Genomic DNA, 23953 nt, shown 5'->3' on the forward strand with positions numbered 1-23953 from the left:
GAAATGAAGTATGGAGCAGGAACGAAAAAAATGCGGTAAAAGGCAAAAAAAAGCCGGTCAGCAAAGTGACCGGCTATGGGCATGTTGGAAAACGGAATCAGTTGATATCAGGATGCTGAGCAATCAGATTTTTTCTTTTTGCTTCAAGTTCAACAATCTGCGCATCAATATCTTCAATTTTCTGTTCGATGTTATCGTGATGTTCCTGGAGGATTTCACGCGCTTCCGCACGGTCTGAGGCCGCCGGTGTGGCGCCTTTCAGCGGACGGTTGGCGGTTTCTTTCATAAAGATACCGGTCACCAGACCAATCATCGCCACCACCATCAGGTAATACGCGGGCATGTACAGGTTATTGGTTGTTTCTACCAGCCACGCCGCGATCGTGGGCGTCAGACCCGCAATCAGTACTGAAATGTTGAAAGCAATCGCCAGCGCGCTGTAACGGATATGCGTCGGGAACATTGCCGGTAACGTTGACGCCATCACACCGATGAAGCAGTTCAGTAGCACCGCGAGGATCAGCAGACCTAAGAAAATCAGGCCTATCACATCACTGTTAATCAGAATGAAGCACGGGATAGCCAGAATGAACAGGCCGATGCTGCCGATGATCACGAAAGGCTTACGGCCAAAGCGGTCGCTCAGCATCCCCATGAATGGCTGTACAAACAGCATACCGACCATGATGGCGATGATGATCAGCACACCGTGATCTTCAGAGTAATGCAGGCTGTGGGACAGATAGCTCGGCATGTAGGTCAGCAGCATGTAGTAGGTGACGTTTGTGGCAATCACCATGCCGACACAGATAATCAGAGGCCGCCATTGCTTGGTCAGGATTTCACGGAACGAGACTCTTGGCGGTTCAGCGATGTCTTTGCGTGCATCACTGTCGATTTTATCCACGTGCTGCTGGAATGTCGGGGTTTCTTCCAGCGCATGACGCAGATAAATACCGATCAGGCCCAGCGGCGCAGCGATGAAGAACGGAATACGCCAGCCCCATTCGAGGAAGTTCGCCTCACCCACAATGCTGGAAATCAATACCACGACGCCCGCACCGAGAATAAAACCGGCGATGGAACCGAAATCCAGCCAGCTACCGAGGAAGCCGCGTTTCCTGTCAGGAGAATATTCCGCAACGAAAATCGCTGCACCGGTATATTCGCCACCCACCGAGAAACCCTGCGCTAATTTTGCCAGTAACAGCAAAATGGGCGCCCAGATACCGATGGAGTTATAACCGGGTATCAGCCCGATACAGAAGGTGCTGACGGACATGATGATGATGGTGACGGAAAGGACTTTCTGGCGACCAAATTTGTCGCCAAGCGCACCGAAGAACAGGCCGCCCAGAGGCCTGACAAGGAACGGTACGGAAAAGGTTGCCAGGGCGGCAATCATTTGAATACCCGGGTCTGCACCCGGGAAAAACACCTGCCCTAAAGCAAAGGCCACAAATCCATACACACCGAAATCAAACCATTCCATCGCATTGCCCAGTGCTGCGGCGGTAATGGCTTTTTTCAGTTTGGTGTCGTCAATGATAGTAATGTCATTGATTTGCATAGGTTTCACACGTTTTTTTCTTAATCTCATCTTTTACATCCCTTTTCTAAAATACTCCACCGTGTAAGCGTGAGATATTTTGTTCGTACTCTTTAATCATCCAGAGTATCAATAGCATTTGAGTAAGCTATATCATTATAGGATGGTTTTACGCTGTGGCAAAAGCCAACCGTTTTGTGATCAGCTTTGCACTTTTGTTTTCACCCGACGCCGTTTTATCTCACTAAGTGGTAATGTGTTTTCAAATTAATGAAACTGCATTTTAATTAATGAAAGGGAAGCCAGAACACCGGCTGATTTCAAACTACTTGTGGGGTGAATCATGGCAAAAGGTTCTCAGATTCAATTTAATTTCCATACCGTTCAGGACCCTCAGACCGGTGCGCGGGTAACCCGTTTAACGCCGCCCGATGTGTTGTGTCATCGCAATTATTTCTATCAAAAATGCTTTACCCGTGATGGCAATAAACTGTTGTTTGCCGGTGAGTTTGACGGCAACCGCAACTATTACCTGCTGGATTTGAAAACACAGAATGCGGTGCAACTGACGGAAGGCAAAGGCGATAATACTTTTGGCGGTTTCCTCTCTCCGGACGATCAGTATCTTTACTACGTCAAAAATGAACGTAGCCTGCAGCGCGTAAAACTGGCTGATTTTAGTGAGCACACCGTGTATCAGGTGCCGGAAGAATGGGTTGGCTACGGCACCTGGGTGGCCAACAGCGAATGCACCCGTCTGGTGGGTATCGAGATCAGTCGTGAGGACTGGACGCCCCTGTCAGACTGGAAAATCTTCCAGGCGTTTTATCACAGCAATCCGCACTGCCGTCTGTTGCGCGTCGATTTACTCAGCGGGAAATCCCGTGTGATCCACGAGAAAAACGAATGGCTCGGACACCCGATTTATCGCCCGTTTGATGACAACACCGTCGCTTTCTGCCACGAAGGCCCTCACGATCTGGTTGATGCACGCATGTGGCTGGTGAATGAAGACGGCAGCAATGTGCGTAAAGTGAAAGAGCATGCGCCAGGCGAAAGCTGCACACATGAATTCTGGGTACCGGACGGTTCTGCGCTGATGTATGTGTCTTATCTGAAAGGCCAGCATGACCGCCACATCCGCCGGTTCGATCCGCAAACTGGTGAAGATGTCTGTCTGATGACTATGCCGGCCTGTTCGCATCTGATGAGCAACGAGAATGGTACGCTGCTGGTCGGTGACGGTTCCGGTACGCCGGTAGATGTGAAAGATACTGCCAGCCATACGATTGAAAACGATCCGTGGTTGTATATTTTCGATGCCAAAACCCGTCAGCATGCTCCTCTGGCCGCGCATAACAGTTCATGGCAAGTGCTTGATGGCGACCGGCAGGTGACGCATCCGCACCCATCTTTCTCGCCCGATGACCGTCACGTGCTTTTCACCACCGATTACGAAGGCTTACCGGCACTGTATCTGGCGGAAATCCCGGATGCCCTCCTCAGTTCATTACGCAAGGACTAACCGATGTTTACGTTTAAAAAAGATATTCCCTTACAGGATCTGGGTGACGGTGTGAGCCGTCGCGTTCTGGCGCATGACGGCACCATGATGGCCGTTGAAGTGTATTTTGAAGAAGGCGCCATTGGACCGATGCATAACCACGTGCATGAACAGCTGACATATGTGTTGTCCGGTCGCTTTAAATTCACGATCGGTGAAGAAACCCGTGAAGTAAGCGCAGGCGATACGCTGTATAAAAAACCGTACATCATGCACGGCTGCGTCTGTCTGGAAAAAGGTGTGTTGCTCGACACGTTCACGCCGCAACGACAAGATTTTTTATAATTCTTTCTGATCATAAAAAAACCGGTGCCATGAGCACCGGTTTTTTTGACCCCACAGAAAACAAAATCTTATGCGAGGATTTCACGCACAAAGGTTTCGATCTCTTTGTTCTGGCAGTTTTCGAAGAAACATTTCTGGAAACGTTCGCCGGTGACAGCGGTTTTTACCAGTTCAGGATCGATAGCACGCAGCGTATCCAGATAGTTTTCTTTTACCACTGCGGCTTTCACCTGATTCAGAATACCGGCGTTGCGCACCTGAGGTTCTTTGCGGTCAGCCGGATAGCCTTCTCCTTTCACACCGGTAAAGGCCTTTTCAAAGATGAAACGCACGTTCAGCTCAGCGCCCCAGCCGAAGCCTTTAGCGAATGGCAGTGATAAGGCGTTGCCGTTGTTGATTTGCGCGAACAGGAAGGCATCCGCCGGATCAATGCAATAACCGCAGTTAACGCCCGGGTGAATGTTCAGAGACATCAGTGCGCCCTGACCGGTGCCGCAGCCTGCAACGACAAAATCCACAGCTTTAGAATTGAGCAGAATACTGGCCATGATGCCCAGATGGATGTATGTCAGGTGGTGATCCTGTTCGTCAGACATGCCCACGTTGTAGACCGGATACTCTTTTTCCGATGCCACGGCGTTGAGTTCTTTCAGGATGATCGCGTTTTTAGCGGCCTGACTGTTTTCCATCATCAATGCAATTTTCATGAGATTTCCTCTTTGGGCAGCGGTGTGATCCGCTGCTGTCGGTGAATATTTGTCAGTAATTAGCGTGATTAACGCGCCAGCCAGCCGCCGTCAACGGCAATCGTGTAGCCATTGATATAGTCGGAAGCCGGTGAAGACAGGAACACAACCGGCCCCATCAGATCAGATGGCAAGCCCCAGCGGCCAGCAGGAATACGCCCCAGAATCTCTTCGCTGCGTGCTTCATCGGCACGAAGTTGCTGAGTGTTGTTGGTCGCCATATAACCCGGTGCAATCGCGTTCACGTTGATGTTGTGTTTCGCCCATTCATTGGCCAGCAGACGAGTCACACCCATGACGGCGCTTTTCGATGCGGTATAAGAAGGCACGCGGATACCGCCCTGATAGGAAAGCATCGACGCGATATTAATGATTTTGCCGCCGTTGCCCTGAGCAATAAATTGCTTCGCGACAGCCTGTGACATGAAGAACACGGATTTGATGTTCAGATTCATCACATCATCCCAGTTCTTTTCGCTGAACTCGATGGCATCTTCACGGCGGATGATCCCGGCGTTATTGACCAGAATATCCAGATGTCCCATTTCTGCGACAGCGCGTTCGAGCAGCGCCGGAATGACTTTCGTGTCGCTCAGATCAGCCGTCAGGCTCAGGAAACGGCGGCCTGTTGCGCCAACGCGTTCGATAGTTTCTGTGGGCTCGACAATGTTGATCCCAACAATGTCACAACCGGCTTCGGCGAGGCCGATTGCCATACCCTGACCTAAACCGGTATCGCAACCGGTCACTACCGCGACTTTTCCCTGAAGCGAGAAATTATCCAGAATCATGATGGTTCCTTTATGCATAAAACGGAGGCGAATACGCTTTTCCGCAGGATTATTGGTTGTCGGGCTGTGCCCGGCGCCGAAATGATAAAAGGAGTTTAGCGATAAAACTCCCGCAACTCAAGAAATTGAAACGTCATTTCAATTTATGTGAACTTTGATGTCGTTTTTTGTTGGGTTGATCACGTCCTGACGCAGGGGGTCGGGCAAATGCCAGAAACAGAACGCTGTAAACAGGAAAAATGCGCAGCAAAGCGCCTGATGAAATTAATCATCTGGAGGAATTCTGGAGAGGAAAGGGAAGTTTATGAGGGAGAGAAAAACTCACTGCCCGGCAGGGAAGCCGGGCCAGCGGTACACGCTCACCAGGTAAGCGGAGAGCTTAAGCAGAGGCAACCGTTAGTGCAGGCAGCCCTGACATTCCGTTGCCAGGTTCAGACCACGACGCCAGTCGCCCGGAGTCTGACCAAACTGGCGTTTGAAACTGCGGGTGAAAGATTGCTGTGAGTCGAAGCCCAGAGAAATCGCAACGCTGACAATAGGTTCGCCACTACTGGCCAGCATATCGGCAGATTTCTTCAGTTTTTTCTCACGAATGTATTCACCCATCGGCAAGCCGGTGTGCTCTTTAAACATACGCTGCAGATACCAGCGGGAATACCCTGCCCGTTTGGCAACAGTTTTAATATCCAGACGTTCTTCCAGATTGTGATCGATCCACTCGATCAGGTCGTGAATGAAATCCTCGGTTCTCATGGCAAGTCTCCTGCTTCTTTTTTGTTTGCGCCCCCCGAGGGCGACTCGTCTTTTAATACGTTGACCCAGTTTTCGATTAAATGCAAGTTTTACTATTGCATTTAATTGGCCGTTACCGGATAGTCTCTTTCCCGAAGTAAACGTTCTGTAAAATAGCACAGAAAGTGTAACAGTAATTCTTGCACTTTAGTAAGCGCATCCCTACAATCCCCTCGAATCAATTGTATCAATATTTGATACATTATTGTGCTGATGAACGGCGCAAGTCCCAAAAAAGTCAGATCAGGCAAAGGACGTTACCCGGCGGACAGGCCGGTGTATTGCCTGGCAGTACTTACTCACTGGAAATAAAAATAATGATGAACCTGCAAAAATCACAGGTTGTTGTACGCGGCCGCTCCGGCGGTACGCCTTTGACGTTGCGCCTTTCAGGGGTTGCGCTGATGGTTGCCCTGCTCGCCGGGTGTGACAACAGCGTGGCGCAAAATGCTGCACCACCTGCTCCGCAAGTCAGCGCGGCAGATGTGTTAATCAAACCAATCAGCCAGTGGGATGCGTTTAACGGACGTGTGGAAGCGGTACAAAGTGTTCAGTTGCGCCCCCGCGTGTCCGGCTATATCGATAAAGTGAATTATCAGGAAGGTCAGGAAGTGAAAAAGGGTCAGGTGCTGTTCACCATCGACGACCGCACTTACCGCGCCGCGCAGGAACAGGCGCAGGCTGAACTGGTGCGTGCGCGCAATCAGGCCAGTCTGGCGAGAAGTGAATCCGCCCGTACGGAAGCGCTGATCGGTTCGCTGGCTGTGTCGAAAGAAGCTGCGGAGCAACGTCGTTCGGCCGCTTCGCAGGCACAGTCAGATGTGCTGGCAGCTCAGGCACAGCTGGACATGGCACAGTTGAATCTTGATTTCACCCGTGTCATCTCCCCGATTGATGGTCGCGCCAGCCGTGCGATGATCACGACCGGCAATCTGGTAACAGCGGGCGACAGTGCCAGTGTACTGACCACGGTGGTGTCACTCGACACGGTCTACGTGTATTTCGATGTCGATGAAGGGACGTTCCTGCGCTATCAGGCGCAGGCCCGCGAAGGGAAATTCAATGACAGCCCGCAAAGTCGCTTACCGGTTCATGTCGGGCTGGTGGGTGAAAACGGCTACCCGCATCAGGGCGTCGTCGATTTTACTGACAATCAGCTGAACTCCGGCACAGGCACGATCCGCATGCGTGCTCTGCTGGATAACCGCGACCGCACATTTACGCCGGGATTGTTTGCCCGCGTTCAAATGCCAGGCAGCGCACAGTTCAACGCCCTGCTGGTGGACGATAAAGCCATCCTTACCGATCAGGATCGTAAATTCGTTTATGTGGTGGATAAAGACGGCAAGGCGCAGCGACGTGATGTTGAAATTGGCCGTATATACGGCGGCTTACGCATCGTGCAGAAAGGCCTTGAAGCAGGCGATCGCGTCATCATCGATGGCGTACAAAAAGTGTTCATGCCGGGCATGCCGGTCAATGCCAAAACCGTCAGCATGGCGGCTAATACTGTCACGCCAGCCGCTCCTGCCGTTCAATAAAAGAGAATCCTGACTCATGGACTTTTCCCGCTTTTTCATCGACAGGCCGATTTTTGCGGCCGTCTTGTCGATTCTGATTTTAGTCACCGGGGCGATTGCCATTCCCCTGCTGCCGGTCAGCGAATACCCGAACGTGGTACCGCCAAGCGTGCAGGTTCGCGCTGAATATCCGGGTGCTAACCCGAAAGTGATTGCTGAAACCGTGGCGACGCCGCTGGAAGAAGCGATCAACGGTGTTGAAAACATGGTGTACATGAAATCCGTGGCCGGTTCTGATGGTGTGCTGGTGACGACAGTCACTTTCCGTCCGGGAACCGATCCGGATCAGGCACAGGTTCAGGTGCAAAACCGTGTGGCCCAGGCCGAAGCCCGTCTGCCTGAAGATGTCCGCCGTCAGGGCGTGACCACGCAGAAACAATCGCCAACGTTGACGCTGGTGGTGCATCTGGTGTCACCTTCGGGTAAATATGATTCGCTGTATCTGAGCAACTACGCCACGCTGAAGGTGAAAGACGAGCTGGCACGTTTGCCGGGTGTCGGGCAGATCCAGATTTTCGGTGCAGGCGAATATGCCATGCGCGTGTGGCTGGATCCGAACAAAGTCGCGGCGCGGGGTCTGACGGCTTCTGACATTGTGAAGGCAATGCAGGAACAGAACGTACAGGTGTCTGCCGGTCAGCTGGGCGCAGAACCGATGCCGAAAGACAGTGATTATCTGCTTTCCATCAATGCCCAGGGTCGTCTGAAAGATGAAGATGAGTTCGGCAAAATCATCCTGAAAAGCGGTGATAATGGCGAAATTGTCCGTCTTCGTGATGTGGCGCGTATCGAAATGGGGTCCGGCAGTTATGCCCTGCGCGCGCAACTTAATAATAAAGATGCAGTCGGGATCGGTATCTTCCAGTCGCCTGGCGCGAATGCGATCGATTTGTCAGACGCGGTGCGAGCCAAAATGGATGAACTGGCAACCCGGTTCCCGGAAGGCATGACCTGGCGTGCGCCGTACGACCCGACGGTGTTTGTCCGTGATTCCATCAGTGCGGTGGTTCACACATTGCTGGAAGCCGTCGTGCTGGTCGTGCTGGTGGTTATTCTGTTCCTGCAAACCTGGCGCGCGTCGATCATTCCTTTGCTGGCGGTACCCATATCTGTGATCGGGACATTCAGCATTCTGTATTTGCTCGGATTTTCGCTTAACACACTCAGTCTGTTCGGGCTGGTGCTGGCGATAGGGATAGTGGTCGATGATGCCATTGTGGTGGTGGAAAACGTCGAGCGAAACATCGAGGAGGGACTCGCGCCAAGGGACGCTGCGCACCAGGCGATGCGGGAAGTTTCAGGGCCGATAGTGGCTATCGCGCTGGTGCTGTGTGCGGTGTTCGTGCCGATGGCGTTTTTGTCGGGCGTGACCGGTCAGTTCTACAAGCAGTTTGCGGTGACCATCGCCATTTCAACCGTGATCTCGGCCATCAACTCACTGACGTTGTCCCCTGCTCTTGCGGCATTGCTGCTTAAATCGCACGGTGCACCGAAAGACATGCCGTCGCGGCTTATCGACCGCCTGTTCGGCTGGATTTTCCGACCGTTCAACCGGTTCTTTAATGCCAGTTCACACCGTTATCAGAATGCAGTGTCTAAAACACTTGGGCGTCGTGGCGCGGTATTTGTGGTTTACATTCTGCTGTTGTGTGCGGCGGCCTTTATGTTCAAAGCCGTGCCGGGGGGCTTTATCCCGACGCAGGATAAACTGTATCTGATCGCGGGCGTGAAAATGCCGGAAGGCGCGTCCTTATCCCGCACTGATGCGGTGATCCGCAAAATCAGCGCAATGGGGTTAAGTACTGATGGCGTAATTGATGCGGTGGCGTTCCCCGGGTTGAACGCTTTGCAGTTCACCAATACGCCGAATACCGGTACGGTGTTCTTCGCGTTGAAACCACTGAGCGAACGTACCCGTACAGCGGCGGAGATTAATGCGGAAATCAACGCCAAGATTTCGCAGATCCAGGAAGGGTTCGCCTTCTCCATTATGCCGCCGCCGATCCTCGGATTGGGTCAGGGATCAGGTTATTCTCTGTATATACAGGATCGTGCAGGGCTGGGTTACGGTGCATTGCAAACCGCGATTAACACCATGTCCGGCGCTATCATGCAAACGCCGGGAATGGGGTATCCGATTTCTTCATATCAGGCTAACGTGCCGCAGTTGGACGCGCATATTGACCGTGATAAAGCCAAGGCGCAGGGCGTATCGCTGGACGAACTGTTCAGTACGCTGCAGGTGTATCTCGGCTCGTCCTATATCAATGATTTCAACCGGTTCGGACGTACCTGGAAAGTAATGGCACAGGCCGATGGCCAGTTCCGTGACACCGTGGAAGACATTGCCAATCTGCGTACCCGTAACGATAAAGGTGAAATGGTGCCAATCGGCAGTATGCTGAATATCACCACCACTTACGGTCCCGATCCGGTGATCCGCTATAACGGCTATCCGGCAGCAGATTTAATCGGTGACGCTGATCCCCGCGTGCTTTCTTCGACGCAGGCAATGACCGAGCTGACTGCAATGTCGAAAAACCTGTTACCGAACGGCATGAATATCGAATGGACCGACCTGAGCTATCAGCAATCCACACAAGGCAATGCTGCACTGATTGTGTTCCCGATGTCCGTGTTACTGGCGTTTCTGGTGCTGGCCGCCCTGTATGAGAGCTGGACGCTGCCGCTGGCGGTAATCCTGATTGTGCCAATGACCATGCTATCGGCCCTGTTTGGCGTGTGGCTGACCGGTGGCGACAACAACGTGTTTGTACAGGTCGGACTGGTGGTGCTGATGGGACTGGCATGTAAGAACGCGATTCTGATTGTTGAGTTCGCCCGCGAGCTTGAACTGCAAGGTAAAGGGATTATCGAATCCGCGCTTGAGGCATGCCGTCTGCGTCTGCGCCCTATCGTCATGACCTCGATTGCGTTTATCGCCGGGACTATCCCGTTGATTCTGGGTCACGGCGCGGGTGCGGAAGTGCGCGGTGTCACCGGTATTACCGTATTCTCCGGTATGCTGGGTGTGACGTTGTTCGGGTTGTTCCTGACCCCTGTTTTCTACGTCGCACTGCGCAAGCTGGTGACGCGTAAGAAAGTCGTTTTAGAAACGCAAACGGTGTAAAACGTTAAGATCAACAGAATGCAAAAAGCCGGGAGAATGATCTCCCGGCTTTTTTTTATATGCTTTATTGAGAGCGGTGCGCAGCGTCTTGCGTATCAGCGCTCTATTTCAAACAGAGCGAATCTTCTGGGTTTTGCGCCGCTAAATCTTTGGTACATTTGTATTTGCCACCGCGTTCAAACTCAGCCAGGGCATCCGCAACGGTATGACGGGCTAACACCTGAAACGACGCTTCTTCGGCTTCGCTGACAATGTTTTTGAAATAGGTGCAGGCATTGGCGCTGACCACACAGCGGGCGGGCACGTCCGGGCGCGCTGCCCACAGACGTTTATCTTCAATCACCGCGCAATAAATATCACGAAGTGTGATTTCTTCCGCCGGACGGCCAAGTGTAATCGAGCCGGTGCGACCAAGTGTGGAGACGATAATGCCATGCTGAGTCAGTGGCACCATCAGTTTGCGGATAAAACTGGAGTTGGCTTCCAGACCCGTTGCTAAAATCGCACTGGTGCAGCGCTGGCCAGCCTTTTGGGACTGAGCGATACAAAACACCATCTGCATAGCTGTCGGAAAGCGATAATCTAACATGTCATTGTCCTGAGAAACCAAGTCTTAGGTGAAGCACCGTATCACAGAGGAAATCCCCTATACGTGATCTGGTCAATAATATAACAAACACTGTTGCATTATTGAAGGCAGACACCTCTTAAACGCACAGAAAGCCACGATTTAAGGCACAAAAAAACCCATCCGGAGATGGGTTTTGGTACTCAGATTCTTTTATGAGAAGTTTCGGAGATTAGAACTGATATTGTAAGCCTACACCCACGATATCATCGGTAGAGATTTTGTTGGTTTCGTAGAAATTATCATCGTTGTCCAGCAGGTTAATTTTGTAATCAACGTAGGTGGACATATTTTTGTTGAAGTAATAACTCGCGCCAACAGAAACATATTTAACCAGATCTTTATCGTTGTTATCAGAAGTATTACTGCCGTCTGCAGTCAAATCCTTACCTTTAGATTGCAGGTAAGACACTTCAGGACGTAATCCAAAATCAAATTGATATTGTGCGGTTACTTCGAAGTTCTGCGTTTTGTTTGCAACACCACTCTCACCAAACATTGTCATATTACGCGTTTCGGAATACATCGTAGCGAGATAGACATTGTTTGCGTCATATTTTGTACCCACAGTCCAGACATCAGCTTTATCCCCTCCTGCAAAATTCTCACCTGCAGAAGTCGTCTGATCGTTTGTACGGTCAGATGATGCATACGCGGCACCCGCAGTGATACCCATACCGAAGTCGTAGGAAGTGAAATGTCCATTAACTATATGTTTAATATGATTATTAACTTGATTTTCAGCTTGTTTGCGTAAATAAATCCCACCACGCATCCCCATGAATTCATGAGGAATAAATTTAGTTTTGCAGAAAGGTTTTATTTTACTAAGACAAATATTGCTGTATGCATACCCAGTTTGTTTTGTGCATGGTAGTTTATGCTTGTTAAGCGGGTGTACAACAAAAGAAATATGGCCGGTGTGCCGAATGTCAATGCGCTGATCTTGGCCGAATGGACAAAGCGTGTGATGGATAGAAAAACACAGTTCAGCCCATTACCTTGAGATGCCACACTTTCCGATTGATTCTTTTGAAGTATTTACTATTCATCGTCGAGGGCTACGTCTTGCTTTGGGATATCTTGACCTATTTTGGCGACAGCATGCTCATTTTGCCCACCGGAATAACCCTCGATTTTTTATCAATGCTAGTGGCACTGGTCAGTAATGAGCTATGCCAATCAATTTTCAATTTACTCACTCCTATGATGAAGAGGTTGATTAGAAATTAGGATACTAACTAGCATCAAATGCCGAAATTTTGTGGCACACAGCAGACAAAAACGTGACGCTGAAGGTCTGCTGAGAGCGAGAAGCGGATATCAACTGATGTCAGAAATGACATTTTGTAGTTGAACTATAGGGTAGGATCGTCTATCGGATCAGTCCAGACAATCTATGGTTAGAAGCTGGTTAAACGACTGCTTCCGGCCAATTGATGTCAGCTAGCTGTGGTCGGTATGCCGGAATCTTAGTGAAGGGGGGAGAATCATACTAACATCCCTCCTGATAAAATTAGATTGTAATATGTTTCGTCATTAAATTGTATTGTTTCTTGTCCCTGGAATTTTTGGATAGAACCAAAAAGAGTATTGGAATAAAAGAAACCCGAAGATTTATTTTCTCGAGGCCCTCTAATAGGATAGAGTTCATCTGCAAGGCCTTGATTTTTCATTGATAAAGCTTTCATTTTGCGAATGGTTATTTCATCAATTCTATCATTGGTTGCACCGCCTTGATACTGCATAACCCATATGGGGAATTTTTTAAATGAAATAATTACTTGCCCGTAAATATTCCTCCCCTCCGTAAAGTAATTTCTATAGGTATAGCCACCATCATTATATTCAATGACTTTCATATCCCCCCCTGTTAATGAATTTATAATTACATTTTCAGGGTTTCTATAAAGAAAACGATTTGCTTTTATTAAAAACTCTTCCATTTACACTCTCGAAATTTTAATCTCATGCAGATAATAAGTCCTTAGAATTGTCAATGTATTAAAAAGGTATGAAATTTAAAAATACTTAGCATTCATAAAAGTTGTTTTATAAATATGTCGGAATCTTCGCTTCCCATGAAATTTTAACGTCAACTATGAGAGTCCGTATTACTCATGATGCTAACTATGCATGAGTAACCTTAGAAAAACCTTAAGAACGGAATTTATTTGAAGCTTTTTTACAAAATCAATCTAAATAATACATCTCATTACTAATAATCACTTGTGCACTCAATTTTTTCAATTACCCCTATGGCTGGATATAATCTTTTAGCACCATCCCTGGCTTTGTTGAATAAATCGGACTTTTGGCCGCAATCAGGATCAGATCAGCACATTCATGATGACCTGCTCCCTGTTGATTAATGCACTATATGTTAACAACTTCCGCTTCTGGCACAGAACTGCCTGTCTGATCAGATTTGGCTCTGTGCCGTAGTTGTGTCAGGTCAAGTCTGAGCTAATACACCTTAATAACCCTTCCCTTTGGAATGCACCGCAAAAATTATTTAGTTAAGTCATTTAACTAATCCAAACCGGCCACAGAGCCGAGTTTTTTGCCTGTATACTACCAACCCTTTAGGCGTTGTATCGCTAACTGTAAGGCATCATTTTGTTTACTGTTCGAATCAACAACTTCTTCCTGGACTCGCTCCAGCCATATAACCATACGCCTCCGACTGACTCCCCCCTCATCTTCCGCAAGCATAAGGTAACACTCACCAATCATCCTGCATGCCTCTTGATAGGCAGAATCAACACCTTGCATAGTAACTCCGACTAACAAAAATGATATTAGTCATGTTAACCGGAGATTTTTTGTAAAGTATCTACCGCTTATAAACTTTATTCAAAATTCATCTAAACTAAGAATAGCTGACACAAGAGCAGCAAGCCTGCCAAGGCGCCATGAGTGCCTATCTTCTGATAACCCGCCGTTAACGCGGGTTTTTTTAACTACAAACTACATTTACTTAAGCCAAATCTACTTCATGAGCTATCCTCAACAGAGGAGTAACACTCCTGTTCCTAAACTAAATTTGGTGATAATTCACTAGCCTTCGTTCGCGAAGGCTTTTTTGTTTATGTCGGTTACTTTTCGGTAAGGAAAGAAAGTTATGAAGCAGGTTTGTTGTTAATCCCAAGCGTTGACTCGATCTGTTTTAGCCGTTCGGATAAAGCTGAGATAAGTTCTGCCTGGTCTTCATTGCGTTTCTTTAATGCTTTAATAGCAGCACCAGTATATGCAGCTGATACCCCAAGGGTGTTGAGCGATAGCGTATCCTCTTTCGCGAAGAACTCCCCTTCCTCGTCGATATAAAGCTGCGGGTTTTTAGTCAATGTGACTGCATCAGGACAATCTTTCTGGACGTCCTGCGCAATGAAACCAAAACCTTTAGCGCCCTTTGTTACCGAAATTACTTTTCCGGCTTCGTCGTATTCGCTCGGGACATCGCAGTAATCCCATGAGCAAGTCCGCCATGAGGTGAGTGCTGATAGCGCTTTTTCCGGTTCAATTTCGACAACGTTCATCTTAACGTCAATGTCAGATACTGCCACCCACCCCGCAGACGAGACACCTTGACCCGTATTGAGCATGGTGAAATCTGTGATTACCGCTGTGTTTGTATTATTGACAGTACGGAAGCGGAAGCCTCCATCGCCAGTCCCACGATTACACAGGAAATCAGCACCTCCAACTAGGCCGGTTCCGTTCCAACCGATATAAGAGCCTTGAACTGCTGGGTTATTTAATCCTTGAGTGTAAAACCCTGCAGGCCCCGCTGAAACTTGCGCTCCCACGGTAAAGTTACCTGATATCGAGCCGTTACCGGAGAATGCCGGTGACGCCAATGGAGCGGCCCCCAGAGCCGTGCGTGCTGCCGCGGCTGTCGTTGCTCCTGTACCGCCCTGGCCTATCGACAGTGCAGTCGTTAAGCCGGTAAGTGACGTAATATCCCCATTAGCACCTTTAGCCGCTTTCGCTGCCAATGACGTCGTGATGTTGCTCCATGCAGGGCCGGTATAAGTAGACCCGTCGGGCAGCGTCACCGTGATTGTACCCGTTCCACTGAATACCTGTTGCCAATTGGCCTTGTCCAGATTCAAACCGCGAATGGCTTTGGCCACATCTGCAGCGACTTGAGCGGTAATCCCTACAAGTGTCGCATTGGGTACCGCTGTCCATGCGTTACCGGTGGCGGTTGGTCCGCCATATGGGGTGATTAACGTTAGTGATGTTGCGGATGCTATTACTTTGACTCCTAAGGTATAGGTCACACCACCAACAATAACGACGATAAAGTCGTTTGTTTTTAAGTCGGTGGTAAACGCGGTTCCGGTACCCGACACGGTTGCTGAGTTATTGGTTAATGCGATGGTTCCTGCCGACATGTTTTGCTCCAGGCATAAAAAAACCCGCCGGAGCGGGTTTTAGATAATTAGGGTTGCATCATTTATCGCACGTTGTGCGGATGAAATTAGTTTTACTGACCCAGCGCCAGCCGAACGGATCGCCAGCCTGATACTGAGTTTGATGAGCGACCTGACGGACGCCATAAATCTGCACCGACGTTTCTTGCCCGCCAATGAGTGCCGTACCACTACAGATAGGATGCTGCTTCTCAAGGATGCCTGAGCACCCGGAGACCAAAACCGCCAGACCAATTGCCATCATGATTTTTGTCATTTTTCTGTCCCTTGAATATTGATACTGGAACGATAACAACGATATTTATGGCGGTATAATTAGTTTGATAGATCAATTAATAGAAATTGATCGTTAAAAACGATCGTAAGTAGCAATGCATTGATTAATAAGCGGATATATCAATTGTATATATCATGTCGTTTGAATTTGCATAGCCAACATTTTCAAGCTGATCGCCTCCCGGACTGACTGTCTGTGTGGAGGATATTCGAGTGGTTGAACCGTTGAAATATGCATAGGTCTGAATGGGTGACTGGAAAGGGCGCGTTGCCCCCCCAGAATGAATGACACCTACCATTAAGCCAGTCATCTGCGGCATTACCGCATAATTCCCACTGAGTGTGGTATCTATGTTGTACCCAAGGTTGGCCGGATTACCCGGCGTTCCAACAGCGATAGGTGGATTCATGACCTTGGTTTCATTGGTCAGTATGCACTGTCCCTGAGCATTGTTTATCGCTATCCCCCACGCCGGTTTGGGCTGAGGGATGACGATACCAAAAATATAAACAGTGACATTTCCCACACTCCCACCAGCAAGCCTGCCTACCGTGAGTGTGTATACACCACTATTATTACTCAACCTTCCATAAACACCGGTTACATCGGACTTGAAGGCGAGAACAAAGGGGCTGGATACGGATACGGCCAAATTAATATCACCTCCGCTTCCGCCAAAGTTGTACACATTCTTTGAGACCAGACTCATCGGCGTCGTGTCTGGTGTTGAGAACGGAATACCGTACTCATCGACCAGTATTGCCCCGTAATTTGCCATGTCATTGCTTCACTAAGTAGACGATCAGCCAACCCTCAGCTGCCGTGAATGTACCGGTTGAATAATCTGCACCGGCGCTCGAAAGCGAGACGCCGGTCGTTGTCGTGGTTATTTTGCGTCGGGCTGATGAAAGCTCGGCTCCCATAACTGGCGACTGCATCGCGGCCACCTTATAACCTGGCGGTACCGAATACGACCATGCCCCGGATACCTGGTCTTTTGAGAGATAGACAGAACCCAGTATCAGGATCTTTACTAAACCAGTATTATTCGGCGTTCCCGAGGCGCTCCATGTTTGAATACCATAGCTAGCCAATTAGAATACCCCTGTCAGCTCACCAATTTGGACTCGCAGTACGCCGCTGGCGTCAGCGACACTGATCGTCGTGTTAGTGGTTTTCATCTTTCCGCCGGAACCAGAACCGTAGTTCACGAAAGTACCGCCCTTATCCAAACGCCAGCCGGATACACCCGCTACGTAGTTGTTAGACTGAATGAAGTTGCCGATCTTCGCATTTGTAATCGTCCCGTCCTGGATAAACGCATCACTGATAAACACCTGGCCATTCACCACGGCAAATGGTGAATACTGCGTGTCACCTGATCCCGACATCAGCACGAACTGGTTTGCGTTAAAGCCCACTCGCGTCACCACCGGCTGGCCTGCCTGCGCCAGTACGGCAATAGACATCCCGGCGTTGTACATCACTCCACCGATCCGCACGCCCGTTTTCAGGGTGTAAATAGCTGAAGCGCCGCTGGCATCAACAACAGCTGTCAGTTTGTCCTCGAGCGCCGCAGTCACGTCACCGATTTGTGCCTGCACCTGAGTTGTTAAATCAGCCATCGCCTGATCAACCTCGGCGACAGTAGTTTTTACAGTCAAAATATTAGCGCGTACCTCACCGTTCTGAGCGAACTGGTGATCAATGGTCGAGTTGAGGTTTAGTGCATTCTGCAAGATGGCATCGATGTTGGTTTCAATATCACCAGTCAGCCGGTCACCATCGGCAGAACTCAGGAAGTCATCCGCAATATCGCCCAGATAATCATCTGCATTGTCGTTCACCATCCCCCGGATCCAGTCGGTATAGCCCGACTCATTTCCGGTTTTATCCACCAGCTGAGCGCGGTACCAGAATACCTGACCTGCCCTTAACCCCAGTTGCGTATAAATTGCCTGCGGATAGGGAACGTCGGACAGCAACAGCGGATTAGATTGATCAGAGTTCGGCGTGTACTGAATCTCTGTTTTTAGGGTGTCTGAAGTGTTTTCCGGGAAGCCCCAATTCAGCTGAATACCCCAGTTAATACCGGTGGCCGTGAAACCTACCGGCTTCGGTGGATTACCCTCTTTACCGGTCAGCGTAACCTCAACCGAATAACTCCACCCGCTTGATATCTCCGCTGCGTTAATGGCACGCACACGCACCAGATAGCGGCCAGCGTAAATGCCAGGCACTTCAAACGACGTGGTAGAGCTGCGCGGAACGTTTACCCAGTTCCCATCGTTACGGCGCCACTGTGCCTCGTATGCGATAGCGTTCGTCGTTGCGTCCCACGTAGCCCGCATGGTCTGAACGCTGATCCCCTGATTGACCACAGAATAAGAGCCGATCTGAATATTAGCCGGTGCAGACTGGTTACCCGGCGGGATAACACTGATCGGGCGTTCGTCGATAATGGCGCCGGTATCGATGCGCGCATATTTATCCGGGTCGTGATACGCCGCGGAAATGGTGAACGTATTGTCGTTGTTGTCAGCCACGCTGAGCACGCGATATTGCTGCGCATACAGCTCGTCTGACTCAACCACCCAGATGCTTTCGGACTCTGGTGTTTCGCTGTAAGCCGTGGTGACGGTGACAACCTTCCCCGACACCGACTGAATTGTGCGTGACTGAGCTGCACCTGATGGAAGATTTAAAATCAGCCGGCCACCAGCAACAGCATCCGGCACGCGGTCCAAAGTAATCGCGCGACCGTTCACTGAACTTATGCGGCCACCGGTCACTTTTCCCGACAGCATTTCATCAGCAACCGCAATGATGTAACCCGGCTGCGGGATCATGCCATCCAGCCCGACACCAAAAGTTATCACCCGGTCTTTGTTATTGGTCAGGATACCCCAGCGCCCTTTCCTGTTTGCCTCTGACTGACGGGTACAGCCAATAGCCGTCAGTTCAAGTTGGTTGAACCCGTAGCGCGTAACCAGATCCTGCTCGAAAACTGGCTCCATAGCATCAGCATAGGCATTGTCCGGATCAGACCATGACACAAGGGCCGTTGTGTAACGGGTCTTGGTCGTGCTGCTCGAGTAACTGAACTGGCCATCGATGACGTTCGCGCGGGTATAGCTGTAATCGATATCACGCGGCATGTCAGCCAAGGCAACTATCTGATTCCCGCCCCAGTACGTCATGCCGCGGAAAATCGCCGCAAAGTCTCTCAAAACCGTATATGCGTCGTTTCGACTTTGTACGTAAACGTTGCAGATATAACGCGGCTCTGCGCCGTTACCGCCTTTTCCATCTGGAACCATCTGATCGCAATATTGTGCGACCTGGTAAAGTTCCCATTTGTCGATGTTCTCCGCGGTAAGCCGGTTACCTAGGCCAAAACGGTCAGTGACCACAAGGTCATAGAAAACCCACGCCGGGTTATCTGACCATGCCCACTTGAAAGCACCGGTCCATGTACCGCTATAAGTTCGTGTTACCGGATCATAAGTATCAGGCACGCGAATAACGCGGCCCTGTGGCTCGCATGAAATTTGCGGGATGGAGCCATTGAATTGACTGGAATCGAATTCGATATACAGCAGTGCGGTGTTCGGATATCTAAGTTTTGCATCGATGACTTCCGTGTAGCTCTGGATCGTCATTGCATCGCCAATCTTTGCGCTGTTCGCATCTGCAGTAATCTTGCGCAGACGAATTGTCCAGGTGGTGCCAGCCGGTGGAAGGTCAACGCGATGGCTGCGCTCGTATCCTGACGTGGTTTTGCCAGTAACTGCTGTGTTGATTACCGTCTGAAATGCTCCGCCGTCGGTTTGCAATTCGATGGTGTAATTGATCGAATACCCAACCAGATCACCGTCATCTTCTTGCTTAAATAAAGACGGCCATTTCAGCCGCAGGCGAATAGCTGAGAGTTGGGTATTAGTAAAAGTGTGCGTCCAGGCAACTGTGCTTTTCACCTCAGTGCCGACGCTAATTTCGTTCTCAGTACCCGGCAATCCCTGAATATAGGATTGCGCCTGCGTCCCGGCGCGGAACTCCCACGCCACCCCGCTGAAATTGCTTGAACCGTCACTGTTAAGCAGCGGCGTTCCATCCAGATAAATTGATTGCCCAGTCAGGCCGCCGCCAAATTCCCCCTCGCCCAAAGCGATAAGCAGTTTTGCCTTCGCGATGGATTGAAGATCATCTGGCTGTTCTACGGGCGTGCGTGATGAAGAACTGCCACCTTTGCGGCCTTTTATTTTGGTTGCGGTTGCCATATTGCGCCCATAAAAAAAGGCCGCCGAAGCAACCTTAGAGGTAAGGATTGGGGGATGAGATTATTGCTGGTCTTCTACATAAATACCGGCGGAAATAATCGCGCCGCCGATCCGGCGCTTTCCGTAAAGAAGCGGAACAGGATAGCCCTGAGCGGCCGTATTTGTAACGCTGCCGAAGGCATAGGAAGCCTGGTTGTCTGCATCCTGCTTACTGGCGAGACCGGCGGTCTGCGGGGATAGCATTTGAATGACGCCGCCAGCCATTAGAGCCACACCAGGAGCGATAAGCACACCACCACCATATGCAGATGTTAATGTTCCAACAACGACCAGTACCGCACCGAGTATTGTTTGTAGTAGCCCTGCTCGTTTACTGCCGATAATTACAGGTGTAATACGAATTGCATCACCTGTTACCGGATAACCTAAATCATCCTCACCAATGTTTTTCTTTCCTTTGAATACAGCATAAGTAATGCCTCTTTTTTTGCTGTTATTCATATATCTTTCAAATCCAGGAATGGTGCAACTAAGCGCTCTTCCGGCTTCTGAAACAGTGCGAATAAGTCGGTAATGAGATTTACCAAAAATTTTACCGAGCGAACCTCCGAGTTCAATTCGAGTCATTAATTCTTGCATATTTACTCCATAAAAAAATCGCCTTTCGGCGATTTAATATTAATTATATTGGCTATTTTTCGCGCCACATCCTGTACTGCCCCCATATACCTTGTTCCGCTATATATTCTTGGTCTTGTCCATCCCCAATAATATCTAACGTTTTACGCATACCCATAGACATTACATTGCAATCGTTACTTACTTTTAATTTATGAGGCCCGTTATTAAGATAAGCTGTAACAAATTGGTTTTGACGCAATAACGCTACCTCTTTGTCGTCAATTGATACTAGGAACTTACAAAGTCCCCCGCTGCCACCACCAATGAATTGTTTGTTTCTTGTTACAGTAACTTTAGTTTGAGCAACGCCAGTTTTAGGAGTGACTAATTCTGGGTCCAATATTTTTTCTGCAGGTCCATGAGGCCGAGCACAACCCGCAAGAATTAAAACTGCAAATACCACAAACAACTTCTTCATATCCCTATCCCATAAGTTAAGTTCGGAGTAATCCTAATTCCTAACTTACGCAATTGGAAGCTAGAAAACTCTCTTGCTGAATTGATAAAAATCTCTGTGCCTTACAATTTTCATAGTTCGTTCCTGCCAGTATCCGCCGTAAGGAACTCGATTACTGAGCATGCCGTACATGTGGTGCAGTAGCATGTTGCCTTCGAGCAGGATTCCCGCATGATTCCACTTATTGGACTGAACCTGCATGATCACCATATCACCTGGCACTGGTGGCCCGCTGAATTCGCGAAACCCACATTCATACCAGCAGTCCTGATAAAAGTTATCCGGATAGTCATTCTCCCACCACGGATAATCAACGCGATAATCGGTCAGCTCAATGCCGTGTGTCTGCCGGTAATAGCTCATGACCAAACCCCAGCAATCGGTGTGCCCGAGCACAAACGGTCGCTCGAGCAAGGGCAATTCACCGCGCGGCTGAATGGTACGAAAATCCCCCTCCGGCCAGCTCACGATGTGCCAGGGTAATTCGGTTGTATCGCACTGTGCTTTATCCAGTTCGCTGGGCTGTGTCGTTGCATCAGGGTGACTGTGAACGATGGAAATAACCGTTCCCCAGTCTTCGGCGTCAGCATAACCCACGGGATCGAGGTGAAAATCTTCGGTGGGATTGGCTGCCAGATTGGCACAGGGAAAATAACGCTCAACCCGGCTTTTCTGCGCTACCACGCCACAACATTCGTGCGGGTAGCTCTGCCGGGCATGTTCAAAAATAGCCTGCAGGGTTTTATCACGCATAATCAGCTCTTAATCAGAGAAGTGCCCGGGAAGCCGCCGAATGGCAATTCGTTATTTGGCCCAAAGCGAGGTTTGCAGCCCGTGTTCAGCGTACCGTTGCACACGTCGAGCGAGGGATCGCTAACGGGGTTACCGTGCTTATCGAAATAGTTGGTACCGGCGTAATCGCAGCCATCCCCTGAACGGTATTTGCCACGGATGCACCAGGTGCAGAGAGAATGAAGCTGCCGCGTCGGGATCATCAGCCCCTGCAAATCCATCGGGCTGCTCAGCGTGAACTCAACGGAGATGTTGGTTTCCATGCTCTTGCTGTCGATGTAGAAAACCTGCAACTTCTCCTGCGTGGCGTCCGCCGTGGCATTCCCGCCAGCAAAGTTTCGGGCGTCGAGGTATTGCGCCAGCGTATCGTGAATGGTCACCACAGCCTGAAGCATGTCATCGTAAGCCAGACACAACGCAGTAATCGACCCGTCAAGATTCGCCACGGTCAGTTTCGGCTGCGCGCCGCTGCCGCTTGTTGAAGCCTCAATGCCTTCAATCTGAACCGGCCACGCTGAATATTCGTTACCCTGCCACCAGATGGATTTTGCAGGCAGTTTTGATTCGTCGTAAACCGGTGTCCCACCAATATATTCAATTTTGGTGATATAACGGGTGCCCCACGGCTTAGTTGCTGCAGGTAGCGCAATTGAACCGGCAGACCCGAAAGACAGACTGGCTGTCTCGCCGGTTGAATAAGTTATTTTTATTCCTGAAGCACCATTGGCAGGAATGGTGGCGGCCGCTGCTGGACGTGTTACCGCGGCTGCACTGGTTGCTATATAGCTTGTTGGCTGAGGCCCCTTTTCTGCCTGCGGCCCCCAGATATCAATCCCATTAACGCCGTCACCAGTCCAGGAAGGTGACCGCGTTTGAGAGACATCCTGAATAACACCAAATCCGACATTCCCCGTGGTACTGGCGGATCCTGATACCAAGGTTGTTGCGCTACAGAAAAACCATCCGTCAGCCAAATGGACGATTTGAATGTTGTCGGCATTTCCTTGAGTAACCCCCGTATTGAGGTCAAAGTTCGCGTAAGACCCGCTGATTCCATTTACGCCAGCACCCCAGATTATCTGCAAGACACTATATCCATTAGCTTTTGCAAAAATTGATGTCGTTAACGTATCCCCTTGAGAAAGCGAACCAGAGACATTTTGCACCAGCTGGTGAGTACCGTTAGATGTTAATGGGGTTAATTTTGTGGCTGAAATTCCATTATTTGGTGAAGGCCGGTTCGTGACAATTGTCATGGCCCCTTTTGTCCAGTTGGACACACCTATATTGCCGGAATATTTTAGGATGTTAGTTGCTGCAGGCTCAGGCTCTGTTCTACCAACAAGTTCAAGCGGCCACTGGTTAGCCGCTGCCTGGTAGATTTTCCCATCCTGACCGATATAACTGGCCGCGCCAGCGCGCTGGAAGGCCACGCGATTATCCAGCGTGGTTTCTGTCAAATTGATAGGACTCAGTGGATTAGCCGCGGCAATTTCATCTTCGGTGTAAGCCAGATTGTAATTATGAAATCTGAGGACTTCACCGGTGCCAAAAGCAGTGCCATCCACTTCAAACAGCCGGACAGTATCGCCCGGCTCTAATTTCTGATAATCACTGTTTATCATGGTTTAAAGGCCTGTTCGAAGGTGGCAGTGAGGGTGTAATTATCTGCCCCCATTGCTACCGCTTTATATTCATCGCAGCGCCAGAAGCCTAGCGGATTGAGTGGTGGCTTCCAGAGAAATGATTTAGTCCCTGCCATGCGATCGAGAAAGTCCAGAATGGGCTGAATATATTCTTCTGTGCCGATGAAACTCAGATTCCATTCTTGCGTGCGCGGGTTAATCCCATCCCCCGTGACCTGTGTATAACCATCGCCAAAACTGGCCTTTCTTACGCGGTGTTTTACATCAGCTTCGGCGCTCACCCGCGGATACCATGTGAATGTTTCAATAGCCATTT

19 protein-coding genes and 4 pseudogenes are annotated in these 23953 nt (G+C 49.7%); 4 read left to right on the top strand and 19 right to left on the bottom strand.

All coding sequences use genetic code 11. The features are described 5' to 3' along the window. Window positions 1-97: 97 nt before the first annotated feature. The gene (gene proP, locus GW591_RS16965; protein ID WP_013577751.1) at window positions 98-1600 is read right to left on the bottom strand and encodes a glycine betaine/L-proline transporter ProP; all 1503 of its coding nucleotides are present in this window, start codon (window positions 1598-1600) and stop codon (window positions 98-100) included. 292 nt (window positions 1601-1892) lie between these two features. Between proP and GW591_RS16970 the strand changes: the two genes are divergently transcribed. Together GW591_RS16970 and GW591_RS16975 are read left to right on the top strand one after the other, a co-directional pair. Next, entirely contained in the window at window positions 1893-3074 is a 1182-nt protein-coding gene (locus GW591_RS16970; protein WP_013577752.1) for an oligogalacturonate lyase family protein, read from the top strand. A gap of 3 nt (window positions 3075-3077) precedes the next feature. Next, window positions 3078-3398: a cupin domain-containing protein gene (locus GW591_RS16975; RefSeq protein ID WP_013577753.1), complete on the top strand. Its 321-nt coding sequence runs from the start codon at window positions 3078-3080 to the stop codon at window positions 3396-3398. Window positions 3399-3466: 68 nt separating this feature from the next. Here GW591_RS16975 and GW591_RS16980 read toward each other — a convergent pair whose 3' ends face one another. From GW591_RS16980 to GW591_RS16990, 3 genes are all read right to left on the bottom strand, one after another. Next, complete coding sequence (locus tag GW591_RS16980; protein WP_013577754.1) at window positions 3467-4105, bottom strand: RpiB/LacA/LacB family sugar-phosphate isomerase; 639 nt, start codon at window positions 4103-4105, stop codon at window positions 3467-3469. Between the two features lie 68 nt (window positions 4106-4173). Further along, window positions 4174-4935 (bottom strand): 2-dehydro-3-deoxy-D-gluconate 5-dehydrogenase KduD, encoded by a 762-nt coding sequence (kduD, locus tag GW591_RS16985; protein WP_166861051.1) that lies wholly within the window; start codon window positions 4933-4935, stop codon window positions 4174-4176. A gap of 396 nt (window positions 4936-5331) precedes the next feature. After that, window positions 5332-5688, bottom strand: coding sequence for a helix-turn-helix domain-containing protein (locus GW591_RS16990; RefSeq protein ID WP_013577757.1), 357 nt, complete (start codon window positions 5686-5688; stop codon window positions 5332-5334). A gap of 443 nt (window positions 5689-6131) precedes the next feature. Between GW591_RS16990 and GW591_RS16995 the strand changes: the two genes are divergently transcribed. Then, window positions 6132-7268 carry an efflux RND transporter periplasmic adaptor subunit gene (locus GW591_RS16995; RefSeq protein WP_223509661.1) on the top strand — a complete coding sequence of 379 codons (1137 nt, stop codon included), beginning with the start codon at window positions 6132-6134 and terminating at the stop codon, window positions 7266-7268. 16 nt (window positions 7269-7284) lie between these two features. Further along, window positions 7285-10437 (top strand): efflux RND transporter permease subunit, encoded by a 3153-nt coding sequence (locus tag GW591_RS17000; protein ID WP_013577759.1) that lies wholly within the window; start codon window positions 7285-7287, stop codon window positions 10435-10437. A 103-nt stretch (window positions 10438-10540) separates the two neighbouring features. On the opposite strand, the gene GW591_RS17005 is transcribed toward GW591_RS17000, so the two are convergent. The 15 genes and pseudogenes from GW591_RS17005 to GW591_RS17070 form a co-directional block, all read right to left on the bottom strand. Then, on the bottom strand, window positions 10541-11026 hold the full coding sequence (locus tag GW591_RS17005) for an RrF2 family transcriptional regulator (protein WP_013577760.1): 486 nt from the start codon (window positions 11024-11026) through the stop codon (window positions 10541-10543). 211 nt (window positions 11027-11237) lie between these two features. Continuing rightward, window positions 11238-11843 (bottom strand): annotated as a pseudogene (locus GW591_RS17010) (porin); the annotation flags it as partial. A 712-nt stretch (window positions 11844-12555) separates the two neighbouring features. Continuing rightward, the gene (locus GW591_RS17015) at window positions 12556-13011 is read right to left on the bottom strand and encodes a DUF5680 domain-containing protein (protein ID WP_166861055.1); all 456 of its coding nucleotides are present in this window, start codon (window positions 13009-13011) and stop codon (window positions 12556-12558) included. A gap of 1176 nt (window positions 13012-14187) precedes the next feature. After that, on the bottom strand, window positions 14188-15465 hold the full coding sequence (locus GW591_RS17020; protein ID WP_166861057.1) for a tail fiber domain-containing protein: 1278 nt from the start codon (window positions 15463-15465) through the stop codon (window positions 14188-14190). 58 nt (window positions 15466-15523) lie between these two features. Then, the gene (gene cor / locus GW591_RS17025; RefSeq protein ID WP_166861059.1) at window positions 15524-15760 is read right to left on the bottom strand and encodes a phage exclusion lipoprotein Cor; all 237 of its coding nucleotides are present in this window, start codon (window positions 15758-15760) and stop codon (window positions 15524-15526) included. 124 nt (window positions 15761-15884) lie between these two features. Continuing rightward, entirely contained in the window at window positions 15885-16559 is a 675-nt protein-coding gene (locus GW591_RS17030) for a hypothetical protein (protein WP_166861061.1), read from the bottom strand. Between the two features lies 1 nt (window position 16560). Beyond that, entirely contained in the window at window positions 16561-16875 is a 315-nt protein-coding gene (locus GW591_RS17035) for a hypothetical protein (protein WP_166861064.1), read from the bottom strand. Then, window positions 16876-20061 (bottom strand): host specificity protein J, encoded by a 3186-nt coding sequence (locus GW591_RS17040; RefSeq protein ID WP_166861066.1) that lies wholly within the window; start codon window positions 20059-20061, stop codon window positions 16876-16878. 60 nt (window positions 20062-20121) lie between these two features. Continuing rightward, entirely contained in the window at window positions 20122-20700 is a 579-nt protein-coding gene (locus tag GW591_RS17045) for a tail assembly protein (protein WP_013577771.1), read from the bottom strand. Window positions 20701-20752: 52 nt separating this feature from the next. Further along, window positions 20753-21160 (bottom strand): hypothetical protein, encoded by a 408-nt coding sequence (locus GW591_RS17050; RefSeq protein WP_013577772.1) that lies wholly within the window; start codon window positions 21158-21160, stop codon window positions 20753-20755. Window positions 21161-21220: 60 nt separating this feature from the next. Further along, complete coding sequence (locus GW591_RS17055; protein WP_013577773.1) at window positions 21221-21952, bottom strand: C40 family peptidase; 732 nt, start codon at window positions 21950-21952, stop codon at window positions 21221-21223. A gap of 2 nt (window positions 21953-21954) precedes the next feature. Continuing rightward, window positions 21955-22560: pseudogene (locus GW591_RS17060) on the bottom strand (phage minor tail protein L); the annotation flags it as partial. A gap of 237 nt (window positions 22561-22797) precedes the next feature. Beyond that, a pseudogene (locus GW591_RS24300) lies at window positions 22798-23424 on the bottom strand (phage head spike fiber domain-containing protein); the annotation flags it as partial. Window positions 23425-23472: 48 nt separating this feature from the next. Beyond that, a pseudogene (locus GW591_RS17065) lies at window positions 23473-23616 on the bottom strand (phage minor tail protein L); the annotation flags it as partial. Continuing rightward, window positions 23613-23951 carry a phage tail protein gene (locus GW591_RS17070; RefSeq protein ID WP_166861068.1) on the bottom strand — a complete coding sequence of 113 codons (339 nt, stop codon included), beginning with the start codon at window positions 23949-23951 and terminating at the stop codon, window positions 23613-23615. The pseudogene GW591_RS17065 and the gene GW591_RS17070, both read right to left, overlap by 4 nt. Window positions 23952-23953 lie beyond the last annotated feature (2 nt).

Origin of the sequence: Rahnella aceris (assembly GCF_011684115.1) — a bacterium.
Classification (GTDB): Bacteria; Pseudomonadota; Gammaproteobacteria; order Enterobacterales; family Enterobacteriaceae; genus Rahnella; species Rahnella aceris.

Coding starts and splice junctions, on each gene's coding strand:
- proP (WP_013577751.1), bottom strand. CDS start 1,600: ATGAGATTAAGAAAAAAACGTGTGAAACCTATGCAAATCAATGACATT.
- GW591_RS16970 (WP_013577752.1), top strand. CDS start 1,893: ATGGCAAAAGGTTCTCAGATTCAATTTAATTTCCATACCGTTCAGGAC.
- GW591_RS16975 (WP_013577753.1), top strand. CDS start 3,078: ATGTTTACGTTTAAAAAAGATATTCCCTTACAGGATCTGGGTGACGGT.
- GW591_RS16980 (WP_013577754.1), bottom strand. CDS start 4,105: ATGAAAATTGCATTGATGATGGAAAACAGTCAGGCCGCTAAAAACGCG.
- kduD (WP_166861051.1), bottom strand. CDS start 4,935: ATGATTCTGGATAATTTCTCGCTTCAGGGAAAAGTCGCGGTAGTGACC.
- GW591_RS16990 (WP_013577757.1), bottom strand. CDS start 5,688: ATGAGAACCGAGGATTTCATTCACGACCTGATCGAGTGGATCGATCAC.
- GW591_RS16995 (WP_223509661.1), top strand. CDS start 6,132: ATGGTTGCCCTGCTCGCCGGGTGTGACAACAGCGTGGCGCAAAATGCT.
- GW591_RS17000 (WP_013577759.1), top strand. CDS start 7,285: ATGGACTTTTCCCGCTTTTTCATCGACAGGCCGATTTTTGCGGCCGTC.
- GW591_RS17005 (WP_013577760.1), bottom strand. CDS start 11,026: ATGTTAGATTATCGCTTTCCGACAGCTATGCAGATGGTGTTTTGTATC.
- GW591_RS17015 (WP_166861055.1), bottom strand. CDS start 13,011: ATGGAAGAGTTTTTAATAAAAGCAAATCGTTTTCTTTATAGAAACCCT.
- GW591_RS17020 (WP_166861057.1), bottom strand. CDS start 15,465: ATGTCGGCAGGAACCATCGCATTAACCAATAACTCAGCAACCGTGTCG.
- cor (WP_166861059.1), bottom strand. CDS start 15,760: ATGACAAAAATCATGATGGCAATTGGTCTGGCGGTTTTGGTCTCCGGG.
- GW591_RS17030 (WP_166861061.1), bottom strand. CDS start 16,559: ATGGCAAATTACGGGGCAATACTGGTCGATGAGTACGGTATTCCGTTC.
- GW591_RS17040 (WP_166861066.1), bottom strand. CDS start 20,061: ATGGCAACCGCAACCAAAATAAAAGGCCGCAAAGGTGGCAGTTCTTCA.
- GW591_RS17045 (WP_013577771.1), bottom strand. CDS start 20,700: ATGCAAGAATTAATGACTCGAATTGAACTCGGAGGTTCGCTCGGTAAA.
- GW591_RS17050 (WP_013577772.1), bottom strand. CDS start 21,160: ATGAAGAAGTTGTTTGTGGTATTTGCAGTTTTAATTCTTGCGGGTTGT.
- GW591_RS17055 (WP_013577773.1), bottom strand. CDS start 21,952: ATGCGTGATAAAACCCTGCAGGCTATTTTTGAACATGCCCGGCAGAGC.
- GW591_RS17070 (WP_166861068.1), bottom strand. CDS start 23,951: ATGGCTATTGAAACATTCACATGGTATCCGCGGGTGAGCGCCGAAGCT.